At 69.5% G+C, this 16,051-nt stretch carries 17 protein-coding genes and 1 riboswitch (1 of these 18 running past the window's edge); of the genes, 9 read left to right on the forward strand and 8 right to left on the reverse strand.

Features of this window, described 5'->3' with window-relative positions; genetic code table 11:
* On the reverse strand, positions 1-443 hold the 5' portion of the coding sequence (locus U2P90_RS05105; RefSeq protein ID WP_322474054.1) for an MFS transporter. 790 nt of this gene lie to the left of the window's left edge; only the first 443 of its 1,233 coding nucleotides appear in the window; it begins with the start codon at positions 441-443; its stop codon lies beyond the left edge, outside the window.
* Between the two features lie 77 nt (positions 444-520).
* Between U2P90_RS05105 and U2P90_RS05110 the strand changes: the two genes are divergently transcribed.
* From U2P90_RS05110 to U2P90_RS05120, 3 genes are read left to right on the forward strand one after another with little or no spacing between them, the layout of a single operon-like run.
* A complete protein-coding gene (locus U2P90_RS05110; RefSeq protein ID WP_322474055.1) occupies positions 521-1,591 on the forward strand; it encodes a LacI family DNA-binding transcriptional regulator in 1,071 nt (356 codons plus the stop codon).
* 33 nt (positions 1,592-1,624) lie between these two features.
* Positions 1,625-2,446 carry a MerR family transcriptional regulator gene (locus U2P90_RS05115; protein WP_322474056.1) on the forward strand — a complete coding sequence of 274 codons (822 nt, stop codon included), beginning with the start codon at positions 1,625-1,627 and terminating at the stop codon, positions 2,444-2,446.
* Between the two features lie 51 nt (positions 2,447-2,497).
* On the forward strand, positions 2,498-3,478 hold the full coding sequence (locus U2P90_RS05120) for an aldo/keto reductase (RefSeq protein WP_322474057.1): 981 nt from the start codon (positions 2,498-2,500) through the stop codon (positions 3,476-3,478).
* On the opposite strand, the gene U2P90_RS05125 is transcribed toward U2P90_RS05120, so the two are convergent.
* On the reverse strand, positions 3,464-4,666 hold the full coding sequence (locus tag U2P90_RS05125) for a M20 family metallopeptidase (RefSeq protein WP_322474058.1): 1,203 nt from the start codon (positions 4,664-4,666) through the stop codon (positions 3,464-3,466). The genes U2P90_RS05120 and U2P90_RS05125 overlap by 15 nt on opposite strands.
* A gap of 115 nt (positions 4,667-4,781) precedes the next feature.
* Here U2P90_RS05125 and U2P90_RS05130 point away from each other — a divergent pair, with 115 nt between their 5' ends.
* The 5 genes from U2P90_RS05130 to U2P90_RS05150 all read left to right on the forward strand — a co-directional run bounded on the left by U2P90_RS05130 (position 4,782) and on the right by U2P90_RS05150 (position 8,233).
* On the forward strand, positions 4,782-5,330 hold the full coding sequence (locus U2P90_RS05130; RefSeq protein ID WP_322474059.1) for a dihydrofolate reductase family protein: 549 nt from the start codon (positions 4,782-4,784) through the stop codon (positions 5,328-5,330).
* Positions 5,327-5,554, forward strand: a complete 228-nt coding sequence (locus U2P90_RS05135; protein WP_322474060.1) for a hypothetical protein — start codon at positions 5,327-5,329, stop codon at positions 5,552-5,554. The genes U2P90_RS05130 and U2P90_RS05135 overlap by 4 nt, the downstream gene beginning before the upstream one ends.
* 37 nt (positions 5,555-5,591) lie before the next feature.
* On the forward strand, positions 5,592-5,798 hold the full coding sequence (locus tag U2P90_RS05140; RefSeq protein ID WP_295821254.1) for a hypothetical protein: 207 nt from the start codon (positions 5,592-5,594) through the stop codon (positions 5,796-5,798).
* Positions 5,799-5,870: 72 nt separating this feature from the next.
* A complete protein-coding gene (locus tag U2P90_RS05145; RefSeq protein ID WP_322474061.1) occupies positions 5,871-6,980 on the forward strand; it encodes a Gfo/Idh/MocA family protein in 1,110 nt (369 codons plus the stop codon).
* Positions 6,981-7,033: 53 nt separating this feature from the next.
* The gene (locus tag U2P90_RS05150) at positions 7,034-8,233 is read left to right on the forward strand and encodes an NAD(P)/FAD-dependent oxidoreductase (protein WP_322474062.1); all 1,200 of its coding nucleotides are present in this window, start codon (positions 7,034-7,036) and stop codon (positions 8,231-8,233) included.
* 540 nt (positions 8,234-8,773) lie between these two features.
* On the opposite strand, the gene sugE is transcribed toward U2P90_RS05150, so the two are convergent.
* Together sugE and U2P90_RS05160 are read right to left on the reverse strand one after the other, a co-directional pair.
* Positions 8,774-9,094 (reverse strand): quaternary ammonium compound efflux SMR transporter SugE, encoded by a 321-nt coding sequence (gene sugE / locus U2P90_RS05155; protein WP_295821258.1) that lies wholly within the window; start codon positions 9,092-9,094, stop codon positions 8,774-8,776.
* A gap of 20 nt (positions 9,095-9,114) precedes the next feature.
* Positions 9,115-9,189, reverse strand: a riboswitch (guanidine-III (ykkC-III) riboswitch).
* A gap of 77 nt (positions 9,190-9,266) precedes the next feature.
* Entirely contained in the window at positions 9,267-10,496 is a 1,230-nt protein-coding gene (locus tag U2P90_RS05160; protein ID WP_322474063.1) for a serine hydrolase domain-containing protein, read from the reverse strand.
* Between the two features lie 267 nt (positions 10,497-10,763).
* Between U2P90_RS05160 and U2P90_RS05165 the strand changes: the two genes are divergently transcribed.
* On the forward strand, positions 10,764-12,158 hold the full coding sequence (locus U2P90_RS05165; protein ID WP_322474064.1) for an MFS transporter: 1,395 nt from the start codon (positions 10,764-10,766) through the stop codon (positions 12,156-12,158).
* A gap of 454 nt (positions 12,159-12,612) precedes the next feature.
* On the opposite strand, the gene U2P90_RS05170 is transcribed toward U2P90_RS05165, so the two are convergent.
* The 4 genes from U2P90_RS05170 to U2P90_RS05185 are packed head-to-tail and all read right to left on the reverse strand — an operon-like array spanning position 12,613 to position 15,967.
* Positions 12,613-13,320, reverse strand: a complete 708-nt coding sequence (locus tag U2P90_RS05170; RefSeq protein ID WP_322474065.1) for an ABC transporter ATP-binding protein — start codon at positions 13,318-13,320, stop codon at positions 12,613-12,615.
* On the reverse strand, positions 13,313-14,128 hold the full coding sequence (locus U2P90_RS05175; RefSeq protein ID WP_322474066.1) for an ABC transporter ATP-binding protein: 816 nt from the start codon (positions 14,126-14,128) through the stop codon (positions 13,313-13,315). Before U2P90_RS05175 ends, U2P90_RS05170 begins: the two co-directional genes overlap by 8 nt.
* Positions 14,121-15,110, reverse strand: coding sequence for a branched-chain amino acid ABC transporter permease (locus U2P90_RS05180; RefSeq protein ID WP_322474067.1), 990 nt, complete (start codon positions 15,108-15,110; stop codon positions 14,121-14,123). Before U2P90_RS05180 ends, U2P90_RS05175 begins: the two co-directional genes overlap by 8 nt.
* Entirely contained in the window at positions 15,107-15,967 is an 861-nt protein-coding gene (locus tag U2P90_RS05185) for a branched-chain amino acid ABC transporter permease (protein ID WP_322474068.1), read from the reverse strand. The genes U2P90_RS05180 and U2P90_RS05185 overlap by 4 nt, the downstream gene beginning before the upstream one ends.
* Positions 15,968-16,051: the final 84 nt, after the last annotated feature.

A 16,051-nucleotide genomic window follows, 5' to 3' on the forward strand; every position in this document is an offset into this window, starting at 1 on the left:
TAGGCGTGCAGCCGGCTGATGATCGGCCGGCCCAGCGCCCGCTCGACCGTGACGCCCTGGGCGTTCATGGCGACGTCCATCACGCCGTTGGCGGCCCCCAGTACGGCCAGACCCAGGATCAGGCCCCACAGGTTGCCGGCCAGGATGGGCAGCAGCAGCGAGGTCAGGAACAGGATGGTCGAGACGCGCGTGACGGCGGCGCTGCCCCAGCGGGTCGTCCAGCGGCCGACCAGGCTCATGCTGAGCACCCCACCGATCCCGGCGGCCAGCAGTGCCAGTCCGATCTGCGCCTCATCCAGGCCCAGTCTGTCGCGCACGCTGGGAATATTTACCGCCCACGACGCGAAGACCATGCCGTTGACCAGGAAGATGGCCCCCACTGCACGGCGGGCAGCCTCGGCCTGCACGGTGGAAGGGACGGAAACGGACGGCGCGGTGGTCATGGATACCTCGGTACGGGGCAGGGAACAGCGTGGTCTGAATCGTTTCAGATCGACTGGCCATACGGTAGCATTCCGGTATGCCTCCCGCCAAGCCGTCCGCTGCGTCTGCCGCTCGCGGTGGCCGGATCACCCTGCGCGAGGTCGCCCAGGCGCTCGACGTGTCGGTGGCGACCGTCAGCAATGCGTACAACCGCCCGGATCAGCTGTCGCGGGAACTGCGCGAACGCATCCTGGACACGGCCCGCAGCCTGGGCTACCGGGGCCCCGACCCCCTGGCCCGCAGCCTGCGCCGGGGCCGCACCGGCGTGATCGGTGTGGTGTACGATGCGCCGCTGGAATACGCCTTTGCCGACCCGGCCGCCGCCATGTTCCTGGGCAGTGTGGCGCACGCCCTCCAGGAACACGCCCTGAACCTGCTGCTGCTCGCCAGCCCCGAGGACGTCTCGCCGGTCAGCAGCGCCAGCGTGGACGGGTTCATCGTGTACTGCGCCGCCGAGGGCAGCGACCTGCTCACGGCGGTCATGGATCGCGGCCTGCCCACCGTGCTGGTCGACCAGTACCCACACCCACCTGCGGTGCAGATCGGGATTGACGATGCCGGCGGTGCCCGCGAGGCTGCCGCGCACCTACAGGCCCTCGGTCACCGGCACGTGGGTGTGCTGTGCCTGGAACTCGGCCCGGACGCCCCTGGCGGCCCGGTCAGCGTGCCGCGCGAGCAGGTGATCGGCTACCGCACCAGCGCTGAGCGTCTGGCCGGCTACCGGGCCGGTGCCCCGCAGGCCACGATCTACCCCTCGGAGGTCGCCCAGAACACCCCGGACGAGGGAGAACACCGCGCCGTGGAACTGCTGACCGCCCATCCCGCCGTCACAGCCCTGCTGTGCATGAGCGACGTGATCGCGCAGGGAGCGCTGCGGGGTGCCCACCGCCTGGGGCTGAGCGTGCCGGACGACCTGAGCATCATCGGCTACGACGACCTGCCCAGCAGCGCGGCCCTAGGGCTGAGCACCGTGTGGCAGCCCACCGCCGACAAGGGCCGCCACGTGGGCGAGACGCTGCTGGCCCTGCTGGCCGGACGTGCAGCGACCAATGTGACCCTGCCGACTCGGCTGGTGGTGCGGGAAAGTACGGCGCGACCCCGGCCTTGAGGTGGCCCCAGGGGCCAGGTTTAGGGTGACGGCGTGCGTGACTTGATTCCCAGCAGCCGCTTTGCCCAGCTCTCCCGTCTGTCGCGCAAGGCCCTGCGACTGTACGCCGAGCAGGGGCTGCTGAGGCCCGTGCACATCGACCCGGGCAGCGGCTACCACACCTATAGCCTGAGTCAGCTGGAGGACGCCCGCCGGATCAGCGATCTGCGTGCCCTGGGCATGCCGCTGGCGGCCATCCGGGACGCCCTGCGGGTGTGGAACACGCCGGCGCTCGGGCTGCATCTGGCCGCACACCGCGACGCCCTGCACGCCCAGGCGCAGCAGGTGCAGGCGGCGCTGGAGGGTCTGGACGCCCTGATCGCCCGCCCGGCGCAGCCCTACGCCGTGCAGACCAAGACGGTGGCCCCACAGCGGTACCTGGGCACGCGCGGCTGGTGTGCTCCGGACTCGGCCTGCGCGCTCATCGCCCAGGCGCAGGCCCGGCTGGAGGAGGCCCGGCACCGACACCTGCTGGATCGTGGCGGCGCGGCCCTGGCCATCTACCACGACGAGCGCGAGGACGCCTGGGACATCGAGGTCTGTCTGCCGCTGGGCGACGGGTGGCCGGTGGACGCCTGGCCGGGCGGCATCTACCACGCCGAACTGCCGGGCGGCGAGGTGGCCTACACCGTGCACACCGGCGACTGCGGCGGCAACCACGGGATGCAGGGCGCGTACACGGCCCTGTGGCACTGGCTGACCCAGCAGGGTCGTGAACCACTGGGTGGCCCCCACGAGGTCTATCTCTTCGACGAGACAAACACCGCCGATCCGGCGGATTACCGCACCGAAGTGGCCTGGCGGCTGCGGCCCTGACCGTCTCACGTTCATCCGGGACGCCTGAGTGGCGCCTCCCAGGAGGTCATCATGCACACACGCACCCTTGGAACACGTTCCGTCAGTGCCCTGGGCCTGGGCTGCTGGGCCATCGGCGGCCCCTGGCACTTTGGTGACCAGGAGGCCGGCTGGGGCACGGTCGACGACCAGGAGTCCATCCGCGCCGTGCAGGCCGCGCTGGATCTCGGCGTGACCGTCTTCGACACGGCCGCGAACTACGGTGCCGGTCACAGCGAGGTGGTGCTGGGCCGCGCCCTGGCCACGCGGCGCGAGGAGGCCGTGATCGCCACCAAGTTCGGCTACGCTGTCGATGAGGCCCGCAAAGAGGTGGGCGGCATCGAGATCAGTCCCGCCGACATCCGCGCGTCCTGCGAGGCCAGTCTGCGGCGGCTGGCCACCGACCGGATCGACCTGTTTCAGTTGCACGTCGGCGATCTGCCGCTGGAACAGGTCGACGGGGTGCTGGAGTCCCTCGAACGGCTGGTCGCGGAGGGCCTGATCCGCGCCTACGGCTGGAGCACCGACGACCCGGAACGTGCCCGGCGCTTCGGCCGGGGTGCCCACTGCGTCAGCGTGCAACACGGGCTGAACATCTTCGAGGACGCGCCGGACATGCTGCGGCTGTGCCAGGAGACCGGGCTGGCCAGCATCAACCGGGGGCCACTGGGGATGGGCCTGCTGACCGGCACGTATGCCCGGGGAGCAGCCTTCGGGCCCTCGGACATCCGGCGCCGGGGGGCCGCGTGGATGAAGCCGTTTCAGGACGGCCAGCCCAACCCGGAGTGGCTGGCCCGCCTGGAGACCGTGCGCGGGGTGCTGACCTCGGACGGGCGCACGCTGACGCAGGGGGCACTGGCCTGGATCTGGGCACGCAGCCCGCTGACCGTGCCCATCCCCGGCTTCCGCACGGTGGCCCAGGTGCGCGAGAACGCCGGTGCGCTCCAGTTCGGCCCGCTGGATGCCGATCAGATGGCCGAGATCGATCGGCTGCTGTCGTCAGATGGCGCCTGAGGCTCCGGCCGCCGGCGGCCCGGTCAGCTTCAGGGCCGCCGCGTGCAGCATCCGCACACCGGTCTCCAGGCTGGTCTCGTCGATGGTGAATCTCGGATGGTGGTGCGGCCAGCGGCTGTCGCACTCGTCGCTGCCGGAACCGACGTTGAAGTACGCGCCCGGTGCCTTTTCCAGATACGCGCTGAAGTCCTCGCCGCCCATGGTCGGTTTCGCGTCCTGAACGTGGGCTTCGCCGACGGTCTCCAGCGCGATGTCCTTCAGCTGCGCGGCCACCCAGTCGGTATTGATCAGCGGGCGGTAGCCGAACTCATACTTCAGGTCGTAGGTGGCGCCATGCGCATTGCACACGCCGTTCACGACGCGCTCGATCAGCTTCGGGGCCTTCTCGCGCAGGGCCGGGTCGAAGGTGCGCACCGTGCCCATGAGCTCGGCGGTGTCCGGGATCACGTTGTGCGTGGTGCCGCTGACGAACTTGGTGATGCTGATGACCAGCGCGTCCTGCGCGCCCACGTGCCGGCTGACGACGTGCTGGAGGTTGGTCACGACCTGTGCCCCGACGGCGATGGGATCGACGGCCTCTTCCGGGTGCGCTCCGTGGCCGCCCCGGCCCCGGATGGTCACCTCGATGGTGTCCGGCGCGGCCATGAACGCGCCGGGCTTGACCGCCACCATCCCGGCGGGGAGCTGGCTGTTCAGGTGCAGGCCCGTCACGACGTCCACCCCGTCCATCAGCGGCGTGTCCATGACGAGCTCCTCGGCGCCGCCGGGGCCGATCTCCTCGGCGTGCTGGAAGATCATGCGGACTTCACCGGGCACGTCCTGCGGGTGCTCAGAAAGCAACTTCGCGGTGCCCAGCAGAATCGCCGTGTGGCCGTCGTGGCCACAGGCGTGCATGACCCCGGCGTTGCGGGAGGCGAACTCGAAGGTGTTCTCCTCGGTGATCGGCAGCGCGTCGATGTCGGCCCGAAGCAGCACGGTGCGGCCCGGCTGCCCTCCCTTCAGCACCGCGAGCACGCTGGTCGCGGTCGGGCGGGAGATGGTCAGCCCCGGCATCTTCCGCAGTTCGGCCTCGATGTAGGCCGCCGTCTCGTGCTCGTGGAAGCCGACCTCGGGGTTCATGTGCAGGTGCCGCCGCCATGCCACCAGCTGCTCGCGCAGGCTGCTGACCGTGTCCTGGGTTGCCGTCATGCCCCAGCCTAGCGCGGGGCCCACGTGCCGGTCAGCCCCGCCCGCTCCAGTCCGTGTACGCGGGACGTGGCGGGCCACCGTAGAGTATCCACGGACATCCCGGCAAGGAGGGCGCATGCGGAAGGTGATCGTGACCGAGTTCCTGACCCTCGACGGCGTGTACGAGGAGATCAGCCCCTGGCGGCAGGACTACCATCCGGACGACGGACCGTTCAAGCGCGACGAACTGTTCGGCAGCGAGGCCCTGCTGCTGGGCCGCGTGACCTACGACGGTTTCGCCGCCTACTGGCCCACCGCCACCGGAGCCTTCGCCGAACGCATGAACAGCCTGCCGAAGTACGTCGCCACGACCACCCGCAGCACCCTAGAGTGGAATGCGACCCCGCTGGGCGGCGACGTGGCCAGCGCCGTGCACGGCCTGAAGCGGCAGGAGGGCGGTACCCTCCTCGTGTACGGCAGCGGCACCCTGGTTCAGACGCTGCTGCGGCACGGTCTGGTGGACGAACTGCGCCTGATGATTTTCCCGGTGGTGCTGGGCCAGGGCAAACGTCTGTTCGCAGACGGCGACATGTTGCGGTTGACCCTCAGGGAATCGAGAGACCTCGGCTCGGGCGTGTTGCTGCTGACCTATACGCCCGCCGGCGACCTCCAGGCCCGCGCATGACCGATGCCCGCACGCAGGCGGCGGCGGCCGCCCTGCTGCCCGCACAGGAGCTGGAGGTGGCGGCCCAGCACCTCCGCACGGCCGCCGCGCACATGACTGCCGGCGAGGTGCCGCGCTCCGCCGCGCATCTGCTGGCCGGCCGGGGTCACCTCCTGAAGGCCGGCGCCACGCTGGATGCCCTGGCCGTGGAGCACGCGGCCCGCAGCCATCCCACCCCGGACTGACGGGAACCCGGCTGGGCCACGCCGCGTATTCCGTGGCATGAAGACCTCACGCAGCGGCAAATTCGGCAAGGTGCTCGTGTACGCGCCCATCGTGCTGGAGGTGCTGAACCTCCTGCGGCGCAGTCAGGCAGCCAAACGGGGCAAATACGTGAAGGCGCGCAAGCGTGACCGGATCATCGACGGCCTGCTGGGCCACGCCAGCCGTGCCGTGGGCAGCAAGACCCGCAGGCGCCGCTGGTTCTGAGCTGGCGCACCATCAAGAAGCCCTAAGCGCGCGCTGACCTGTTCCCGGCCTGCGCGCGTTTAGCGTGGACAGATGCCGCGCAAACCGAAGCTCAAACCGCCCACGCCGCAGTCCCGCCGGGTCGGGTACGCCATCGTCGGCCTGGGCAAGCTCAGTGTGCAGGAACTCATTCCGGCCGCGCGCACCAGCCAGGAGTCGTATGTGGCGGCCCTGGTGACCAGCGAGGAGGACAAGGGCGAGGGCTTTGCCCAGGCGCTGGGCCTGACCGACGCCGACGTCTACACCTACGACGAGTTCGACCGGCTGGCCGAGCGCGAGGACGTCGAGGCCGTGTATATCGTGCTGCCGAACAGCCTGCACCGCGACTTCATCACGCGGGCCGCCAGGATGGGCAAGCACGTCCTGAGCGAGAAGCCGCTGGGCATGGACGCCAAGGATGCCCAGAAGATCGTGGACGCCTGCAAGAAGGCCGGCGTGCTGCTCATGACCGCGTACCGCTGCCAGTACAGCCCCCACCACTGGGCCGCCCGCGACGCCGTGCAGAGCGGCAAGCTGGGCAAGGTGAAGCTGCTCGACTCCATGCACGTGCAGGTCGAGGACGACCCGACCGTGTGGCGGCTCCAGAAGGAACTCGCGGGGGGCGGCCCGCTGCCCGACGTGGGCATCTATTCGCTGAACACCCTGCGCTTCGTGACCGGTCAGGAGCCCGAGTGGGTCTTCGCCACGCTGCACCAGCCCAAGGGCGACAAGCGGTTCAAGGAGGTCGAGGAGTCCGTGAGCTTCATGCTCGGCTTCCCGGACGGTGTGACCGCCAACTGCCACACCAGCTACGGCGCATTCAAGACCGACACCCTGCGCGTGATGGGCGACGAGGGCAGCGTCCTGATGGATCCAGCCTTCAAGTACGAGGGTCTGAAACTCACCATCCAGGACGAGGCCGGGGCCATGACGCCCACCTTCCCGCCGTACGACCAGTTCGGGCTGGAGTTCGACCACTTCGCCCAGCGCGTCCGCGACGGCAAGACTCCGTGGACGCCCGGCGAGGAGGCCGTGCAGGATCACGTGATCATGGACGCCATCTACGAGAGTGCCCGCACTGGCAAGGTCGTGAACCTGAAGGCCGTGAAGAAGAAGGACGCCTTCCGGGGCAAGAAGCCGCAGCTGCCCGGCGCAGGTCAGTGAACCTGTAGCATTCCCCGCACCAGTCCTCTCATGAGGCCCGTACAGTCAGGATCATGGATCTGCGTTCTGGACGGGCCTTCTGGCCTCTGACCAATGGCCTCATGCACACCTACCCGCCGCTGACGGAGGACACGCGGGCCGATGTGCTGGTCATCGGGGCGGGGATCACCGGGGCGCTGCTGGCCGATGCGCTGAGTGCGGCCGGGCTGGAGACGGTGGTCATCGACCGGCGGGACGCCGCGTTCGGTTCGACCAGCGCCAGCACGGCGCTGCTCCAGTATGAGATCGACACGAACCTCGTCGATCTCATCCCCATGATCGGCCAGCGTGATGCCGAGCGGGCGTATCAGCTGTGCCGCGAGTCGATTGACCTGATTGCGGGCCTGACGGCCACGCTGCCCGACGACTGTGGCTTCAAGGAGCGCGGCAGCCTGTACTACGCCAGCAACAAAAAGGATGCCCGGATGCTGACCCGCGAGTGCGCCGCCCGCGAGGCCGCCGGGCTGAACGTCCAGCTGCTCGACCACCGCGACCTGAAGGCCCGCTTCGGCATCAGTGCCCCGAATGCCCTGTTCAGTCCGGACGGCGCGGAGGTCGATCCCTACCGGCTCGCGCAGCACCTGCTGTGGCGGGCGCAGGAGCGCGGGGCGCGCGTGTACGACCGTACAGTCGTGACCCGGCTCGACGAGGGCCGCGCCGGCTTCACCGCCCACACCGACCGGAAGGCGAGGGTCAGGGCACGGTATGTGATCGTCGCCACCGGCTACGAGGCCGAGACGTTTCTGGGCAGGCGGCTCGCGCAGCTGAAGAATTCCTACGCCCTGGCAACCGAGCCGGTGGGCCCGGAGCCCTGGCCGGAAGCCTGCCTGATCTGGGAGACCGCCCGCCCGTACCTGTACGCCCGCACCACCGCCGACGGCCGGGTGGTCATGGGCGGCGAGGACGACAACTTCAACAGCCCCCTGAAACGCGAGAAGTCCCTGCCGGCCAAACAGCGCCGCCTGGAGAAGAAGCTGGAGCAGCTGCTACCCGGCCTGGAACTGGAGGTCGCCTTCGCGTGGGCCGGCACCTTCGGGGAGACCAAGGACGGCCTGGCGTACATCGGCCCGAAGGAGAAGGGGTCGAAGCTGCTGTTCGCGCTGGGATACGGTGGCAATGGCATCACGTACTCGGCCCAGGCGGCACGGATGCTCACGGCATATGTGCAGGGAAAGCCGGATGCGGACATGGCGATATTTGGGTTGAACCGGTAGCGGTTCACTCGTGTGCCAACGGTGGGCACCTGCGGTAGCTGCCGCACCCCCTGCCCCGACCCCAGAGGAGCAGGGGGGCCGCGCTGCGCTGGGCATGTCGTCGCCATGCCGTGCTGACAGCAGGGTTCAGGGGGAGTGAGGGACCCCCTCACTCCCCCTGAATCGAGCGGAGCGAGTGACTGACACGGCAGCGGTTAGACATGGAAGTGAGGGGCGTCAGTTCAGCCCCAGGGTGGAACTGAACACCGCTGTGAGTGGCCCTGTTGGCATTGTCGTTGGCGTGGGGCGGCGTACCGGCCTTCTCCGGTGCGCGCCCATGAGCGGATAAGCCTACGTTGACGGAGCAGGAGGAGCGAAGGGCCGCCCCTGAGCGGATGGGGCCACATGCGATGGCAGTCGGTTGGGGGCAGGGGGGAAACATCGGTTTGTAGCTCCCTCCTTGTGGGGGAGGGTTGGGGAGGGGGGTCACGCAAACGGCGTCCCATCAAGCAGATCTCTATTCCGCCATCAGTCGTGTCGGCAACTCATGCTTACCCTCGATCAGTGCCCGCTCGTCGCCTTCAGGCCGATGATCGCCACGACCATCAGGGTCAGGAAGACCAGCCGGGCCGGGGTCACGGCCTCGTGGAACAGCACGATGCCCAGGATGGCCGCGCCCACCGCGCCGATCCCGACCCACACGCCGTAGGCCGTCCCGATCGGCAGGGTTCTGACCGCCAGACCCAGCAGGGCCATGCTGCCGATCATGCTCAGCACGGTGAGGAGCGAGGGGAGGGGGCGGGTGAAGCCCTCCGTGTATTTCAGGCCGATGGCCCAGCCGACTTCCAGCAGCCCCGCGAGGACGAGCAGGATCCATGCCATGACGTGACACCTCCTGTGGTGTCTCGCCGTCTTGTCGTGACCGGGTACGGCGGAACTCTCGTCCGGGTGATGCCGTGTCCAGAGCGGACAGCGGCCACAGGGATCAGTGTGCCAGCCGGGAGCCTGAGCAGGGTAAGCACGGTGTCAAGGCGCACCTACATTCGGCGTCCGGTCAGGCCCGCGTCTGCGGCCGCGTGGGGCTGTCGGTCAGGGCCGAGTACACGAAGGTGCGCAGGTCGTCGCGGATGCGGTCCGGCGACAGGATGAGCTGGGTCATGAAGATCACGGCCATGTCCTCGACCGGATCGATCCAGAAGTACGTGCCGGCCGCGCCGCCCCACGAGTAGTCCCCGGCGTTCCCGGCCCGGAGCGCCCGGGCGGGGTCAAGGGTCACGGCGAAGCCCAGGCCGAAGCCGACCCCGGCTCCGCTCGATTCCGATACGGCGATGGGTGTCCGGGCCATGCCCGCCATGTCCGCGCCGCCGGGCAGGTGGTTGCGGGTCATGAGTTCCAGGGTCTTGGGCCCGACGATCCGCGCGCCGTCCAGCTCACCGCCGCGCAGCAACATGCGGCACAGGCGCAGGTAGTCGGCGGCCGTGGAGACCAGCCCGCCCCCGCCGGAGACGAAGTGCGGCGGCGCGAGGTACGGACTGCTGGGCGGCGCGTCGAACACGACGCGGCCCTGCGGCGTCAGGACGTAGCACGGCATGAAGCGCCCGGTCTTGCCCTCCGGCACGAAGAAATCCGTGTCCGTCATGCCCAGCGGTCCCAGGATGCGTTCCCGCACGAAGTCCTCGAAGGGCAGCCCCGAGATCTTCCCGACGAGGTACCCGAGGACATCGGTGGCGGCCGAGTAGTGCCATGACTCGCCGGGCGAGAACTCCAGCGGCACGTCGGCCAGCGCGGCGATGAAGCCGTCCAGATCGGTCTGCGAGCCGATCCCCAGGCTGCGGTACGCGGCGTCCACCTTCCCGCCCTGCTGGATGATGTAACTCAGGCCGGCGGTGTGGCGCAGCAGATCCACCATCCTCATCGGGCGGCCCGGCGGCGTGGTCGTGAAGCTGCCCAGCTCGCCGCCCGCCCACACGCCCAGCCCGGCCCACTCGGGAATCACGCTGCTGACCGGATCATTCAGCGCGACCCGGCCGTCCTCGACCAGCATCATGAACGCCAGACTCGTGATCGGCTTGGTCATGGAATAGATGCGGAAGATGTCGTCCTGGCGCAGCGCCCGGCTCGCCTCCACGTCGGCGTGGCCCTGCACGTGCTGGTGGACGATCTCGCCCCGGCGATACACCAGCGTCAGGGCGTTCGGGAGGATGCCCGTGTCGAGATACGCGGCCTTCACGTGGGCTTCCCAGGCGTGCAGGCGGTCGGTCGAGATTCCGGCAGTGGTGGACATGGCGGCTCCTTGGGTGAGGCCGGGGACGCCGGAGCGCCCATGGTGCGGTGCGGTGGGCGCGTCGGCTGGCGTGCAGGCCGTGCGGTCATGAGCGGCGCTCCGGAGAGGGGGGATGGACTCCGCAGAGCATACACAGGAGCACAGGGCGTCCGGGCGCGGCCGTTGTCCGAACCGCAGGGACAGGGGTGGGTTACGTGCCCACGGGACACGCTGGAGTAGGCCGGATTGCTCAGTACCGGGCACCGGCGGTGTGCCAGCATGCCACTCATGACCCGTGTCCTGAGTGCTGCGCCTGTGGCCGCCCACGCCGGCCCGCCCCGCATGCTCGGTGTGGGGCTGATCCTGGTCGTGATGATCGTCGCCTTCGAATCCATGGCGGTCGGCACGGTCATGCCGCGCGTGGCGTCTGATCTGAGCGGACTGGCGCTGTTCGGGTGGGCATCCAGCGCGTTCCTGCTCGCCAGCCTGTTCGGTGCCGTGGCCAGCGGCGTGGTGGCCGACCGGCGTGGGCTGGCGCCGGGCACGGTGGTGTCACTGGTGCTGTTCGCAGTGGGCCTGCTGCTGGGCGGTGTGGCCACCTCCATGCCGATGTTCGTGCTGGCCCGGGTGGTTCAGGGCCTGGGGGCGGGCGGGCTGGCCGCGCTGCCGTGGGCGGTCATCACCACCCGCTACCCCGAGACTGCCCGGCCGCGCATGCTGGCGGCCATGTCCAGTGCGTGGCTGCTGCCGGTGCTGGTGGGGCCGCTGATCGCCAGCGTGATCGCGGATCACTTCTCGTGGCGGCCGGTGTTCTGGGGGCTGGTGCCGGTGCTGCTGCTGGCCGCGCCGCTGTGTGTGCTGCCGCTGCTGGCCCGGCGGGGGGGTGGGGCCGCGCTGATCGCCCCGGCCGGGGCTCGGGGGCAACTGTGGCCCGCCCTGGGCCTGCTGGTGGGCGCGGGGGCCCTGATCGAGGGTCTGCGCCGCGCCGACGCTGTCTCGCTGGTTGTCGCGGCGGCGGGGCTGGTCGGGCTGCTGCTCGCCATGCGGCCGCTGTTCCCGGCGGGCATGGAGCGCCTCGCGCCGGGGCTGCCGAGATTGCTGGCGCTGCGCGGCCTGCTGGGCTTCGCCTTCATGGGTTCTGGCACCTTCCTGCCGCTGGCCCTGCACGACCTGCGCGGCCTGAGCCTGAGCGGCGCGGGGCTGGTGCTCAGTGTCGGCGGGGCGACGTGGACTGCGGGCTCGTGGATCCAGGCCCAGATCGAACGGCGCTGGGGGAGCGTGTACCGTACCCGGACGATCCGCGTGGCCCTGGCCTGTGTGGTGGTGGGCCTGACCCTCACCACCCTGAGCACCCTGGGCGCAGTGCCGCTGTGGTGCGTGTATATCGGGCAGATCCTGGGCTGCCTGGGCATGGGCATCGGCTACAACGGCATCAGCCTGAACGCCCTGGACAGCGTGCCCGCCGACGGGGCCGGACGCCTGTCCGGGCAGCTGGCGAACATCGAGACCCTGATGGTCGCCCTGTCTGCCGGTTTCGCCGGAGCCCTGATCGCCCGCGTGCAGCCCCTGCAGGGCGCGTTCACCCTCGCCTTCGGGCTGACGCTGCTGGCCGCCCTGACAGCGGCGGTGGCGGCGTGGCGGCTGCGGCTGGTCGGGGAGGGGCGGAAGGGCGACGGGGTGTGAGGGTGCGGGGAATGGGTGGGTGGTGTTGGGTCGGATCGTTTGACGAAAGGGTGGCAGGAAAGTGGCGTTAGGCCTATCCGGGACGCCCTGCCCGTTCACCCCCTCTGCTGCGCAGCTCTCCGAGTCCGAGCCTCCCCCTTGAGGGGGGAGGGGCGAAAAGATGCGTTCCAGTCGCTGTGTACGCTTCTGGGAATCGGACATCATGAAGGGGAGTGGTTGAAAGCCGAAGCGCCCCACCCTGCCACTCACCGAATGCCGTCGGGTGCGTGGCGCACGGGCAACGACGCGATCCCGCTCAAGGCAGAGACGCCCCACGCTACCGCAAATCCCAGAAACGCCGGCCAGGACGCAGCGGCGACCACATGCCGAGCGCAGCGCTGAGCTCCCCCTACCCTTCGGGTAGGGGGCTGGGGGGTGGGCAATCTGTTGGCTGGCGCCGACACTCCTATGGCCCCTACACCCCCAGGTACGCACTCCTCACCCGGTCGTCGTTCATCAGTTCGCCCGACGTGCCCTGAAGCGTGATCTTCCCGCTCTCCAGCACGTAGCCCCGGTGTGCGATCCCCAGCGCGGCGAAGGCGTTCTGTTCGGCCAACAGGACGCTCACGCCGGCCTCGTTGACGCGCTGCACGGTCTGGAAGACCTGTTCGACGACCAGCGGGGCCAGGCCCAACGACGGCTCGTCCAGCAGCAGCAGCTGGGGCCGGGCCATCAGGGCGCGGGCGATGGCGACCATCTGCTGCTGCCCGCCCGACAGGCTGCCCGCCGGATCGTGCTTCTTCTCGACCAGGATGGGGAAGAGGTCGTACACGCGCTGGAGTTCCTTCTCGGTGCCGGCGGGGTCTTTCCGGTGGACATACGCCCCCAGGCGCAGGTTTTTCTGCACGCTCAGCTCCGGGAACAGCAGGCGGCCCTCGGGGCACTGCGCGACGCCGTGGGCGACGTTGAATTCCGGCCTGCCACCGGTCAGGGACGTGCCGTTCCACGTGGCTGCGCCGCCCGCCGGACGTTGCAACCCGCTCAGGGTGCGGAACAGGGTGCTCTTGCCCGCGCCGTTCGCGCCCAGCAGCACGACGATCTCGCCGGGGTTCACGGTCAGGCCGATGTCGTGCAGGGCGGTGAAGGGGCCGTAGTTCACGCGCAGGTTCTGGACATCAAGCATGGTCGGCTCCTGTGCGCTGGCCCATCTGGCCGCCGTGGGCGTGGCTGCCCAGATAGGCCTCGACGACCGCCGGATCGCGGCTGACCTCGGCGGGCGTGCCCTGCGCGATCTTCTGGCCGTGGTGCAGCACCAGAATCCGGTCGGCCAGCCCCATCACCAGGCTCATCTTGTGCTCGACCAGGGCGACGCTCAGGCCGCCGCCCACCAGGTCACGGATCAGGGCCATCAGCCGGACGGTCTCCTCGGGGTTCATGCCGGCGGCGGGTTCGTCCAGCAGCAGGAGTTTCGGGTCGCTCGACAGCGCCATGGCGATGCCGACGCGCTTCTGGCCCTCCTGCGTCAGCGCCCCGGCGGGGAGGTGGGCGCGGCTGGACAGGCCCACGCGCTCCAGCGCCTGCAGGGCCCCGGCGCGGCTGCCGTCCTCGTCGCGTTTCTCGCGCCCCGTCCGCAGCAGGGCGTCCCACAGTCCGGCCCGCGTGCGGACGCGGTGGCCGATCATGGCGTTGTCCAGCACGCTCAGTTCGCGGTAGATGGTCGTGGTCTGGAAGGTGCGGGCGATGCCGCGTGCTACGACCTCGTGCGTCTTCAGGCGCGTGATGTCCTCGCCGGCAAAGCGGATGCTGCCGGCTGTGGGCTGGTAGAACCCGGAGATCAGGTTGAAGAAGGTGCTCTTGCCCGCTCCGTTCGGGCCGATGATCGCGGTGATCTGCCCGGCGGGAATGACGGCGGTCACATCCTTGACGGCGTCCAGCCCGCCGAAGCGGATGCCCAGGCCCTGCACGTCCAGCAGAGAGGTCGACTCAGTCATGGGCTGCCGCCTTCGTGGGAGCAGCGCGGCGGGCACGCACGCGATCCCACAGGCCGCACAGCCCGTGCGGCGCGTACATGACCAGCAGCACCAGCAGCGGCCCGAACACGATGTAGCGGTAGTCGGCCAGTCCCTGGAGGAGCTGGGTCAGCACGTACATCAGCGCGGTGCCGATCAGGGGGCCGGCCAGCGTGCCCAGACCGCCCACCAGCAGGTACAGCAGCACCGTGAAGGTGGTCACCGGCCCGGTCACGGCCGAGCCCAGGAAGCCCACGTATACGGCGTACAGCCCGCCCGCGAAGCCCGCGATGGCGGTCGAGAGCATCATGGCCCGCAGTTTGTGCGAGTAGACGTCGATGCCGGCGCTGCGCGCCAGATCCTCGCTGCCGCGTACGGCGATCAGCGAGCGTCCGAACACGCTGAAGCGGGCACGGGCCGCCACCAGCACGGTCAGTGCCAGGGAAATCAGCGCCAGGTAGTAGAAGCCCCCGGAGAGCTTCAGGCCCAGCCCCGCCGACAGCGCCTCCAGGCCGGCGGGCGGGTTCACGCCGTTCAGGCCCTCGTTGCCGCCGGTCAGGGCATCCCACTTGTTGATCACCAGCATGACGATCACGCCCACCCCCAGCGTGAAGATGGCGAAGGCGTCGCCGCGCGTGCGGAAGGCCACCAGCCCCAGCAGCAGCCCCAGCACGGCGCACAGCGCGACCGCCACCGGCCACGCCACCCAGAAGCTCCAGCCGGCCTTCAGGGTCAGGATGCCCACCGTGTACGCGCCGATGCCGAAGAATCCCGCGTGCGCCAGCGACAGCTGCCCCGTATAACCCAGGATCACGTTCAGGCCGTAGGCGACCATCGCCCAGATCATCACGTTGATGCCGATGTCGAGCAGGTAGCCCGACGGGCGCAGCAGCGGGAAGAGGGCGGCCACGACGAACGCGGCGATCCAGCCCCACTGCCCCACCTTCACAGCCCCCGGCGTCATGCGCCCTTCCTGAACAGCCCGGCCGGCTTCAGGGCCAGCACCAGCACCAGCATGGCGAAGCCGATCACGTCAGCAAAGTCCAGCGAGATGTAGAAGCCGCCGAAGACCTCGGTGAAGGCCAGCAGGAACGCCCCCACGATGGCCCCCGGCACGCTGCCCATGCCGCCCAGGATGATGATGGCGAACACCTTGAGGTTCATGACCTCGCCCATGCTGGGCGCGACCGAGTTGATCGGCGCGATCAGGGACGCCCCGACCGCCGCCAGCGCCCCACTGATCGCAAACGTCAGCATCCCGACGCGGTTGGTGTCGATGCCGACCAGCCGGGCCCCCTCCCGGTTCTGGCTCATGGCCTCGATGGTGGTGCCGGTCAGGGTGCGCTTGAGGAAGTAGTTCAGGCCCAGCATGGTCAGCACGCTCGCCACGATCACGATCAGGCGCTGCCACGTGATGATCACGCCGCCCACGTTCAGGATACCCGGCACCGGTTCCTGGATCTGCTTGAAGTCCGGCCCCCAGATCAGCTGCACGGCCGCCTCCAGAAAGAACAGCACACCGATCGCGGCGATCATGGGATGGACGTGCGGGGCATTGCGCAGCGGGTAGAAGATCAGGCGTTCGAGCCCCGCCGCCAGCACCGCCACCCCCAGCGCCGAGAGCAGCAGCGCCGGCACGTAGCCGATGCCCAGGCCACTCAGCGCGGCGTAGCAGAAATACGCCCCGAGCATGTACAGGCCACCGTGCGCGAAGTTCGGCACGCGCATGACGCCGTAGACCAGCGTGAGCCCCAGCGCGACCAGGGCATAGACCCCGCCCAGCGCCAGGGCATTGAAGAGTTGCTGCATGAAGGTGGTCAAGTGGAAGCTCCTGAAGCGGTGGGACTCGGTCTGGTGGCGATAGGACGGACGCGCCCCGCAACAAGTACGGGGCGCGCCGACAGG

The organism is Deinococcus sp. AB2017081, from assembly GCF_034440735.1.
Taxonomy (GTDB): Bacteria; Deinococcota; Deinococci; order Deinococcales; family Deinococcaceae; genus Deinococcus; species Deinococcus rufus.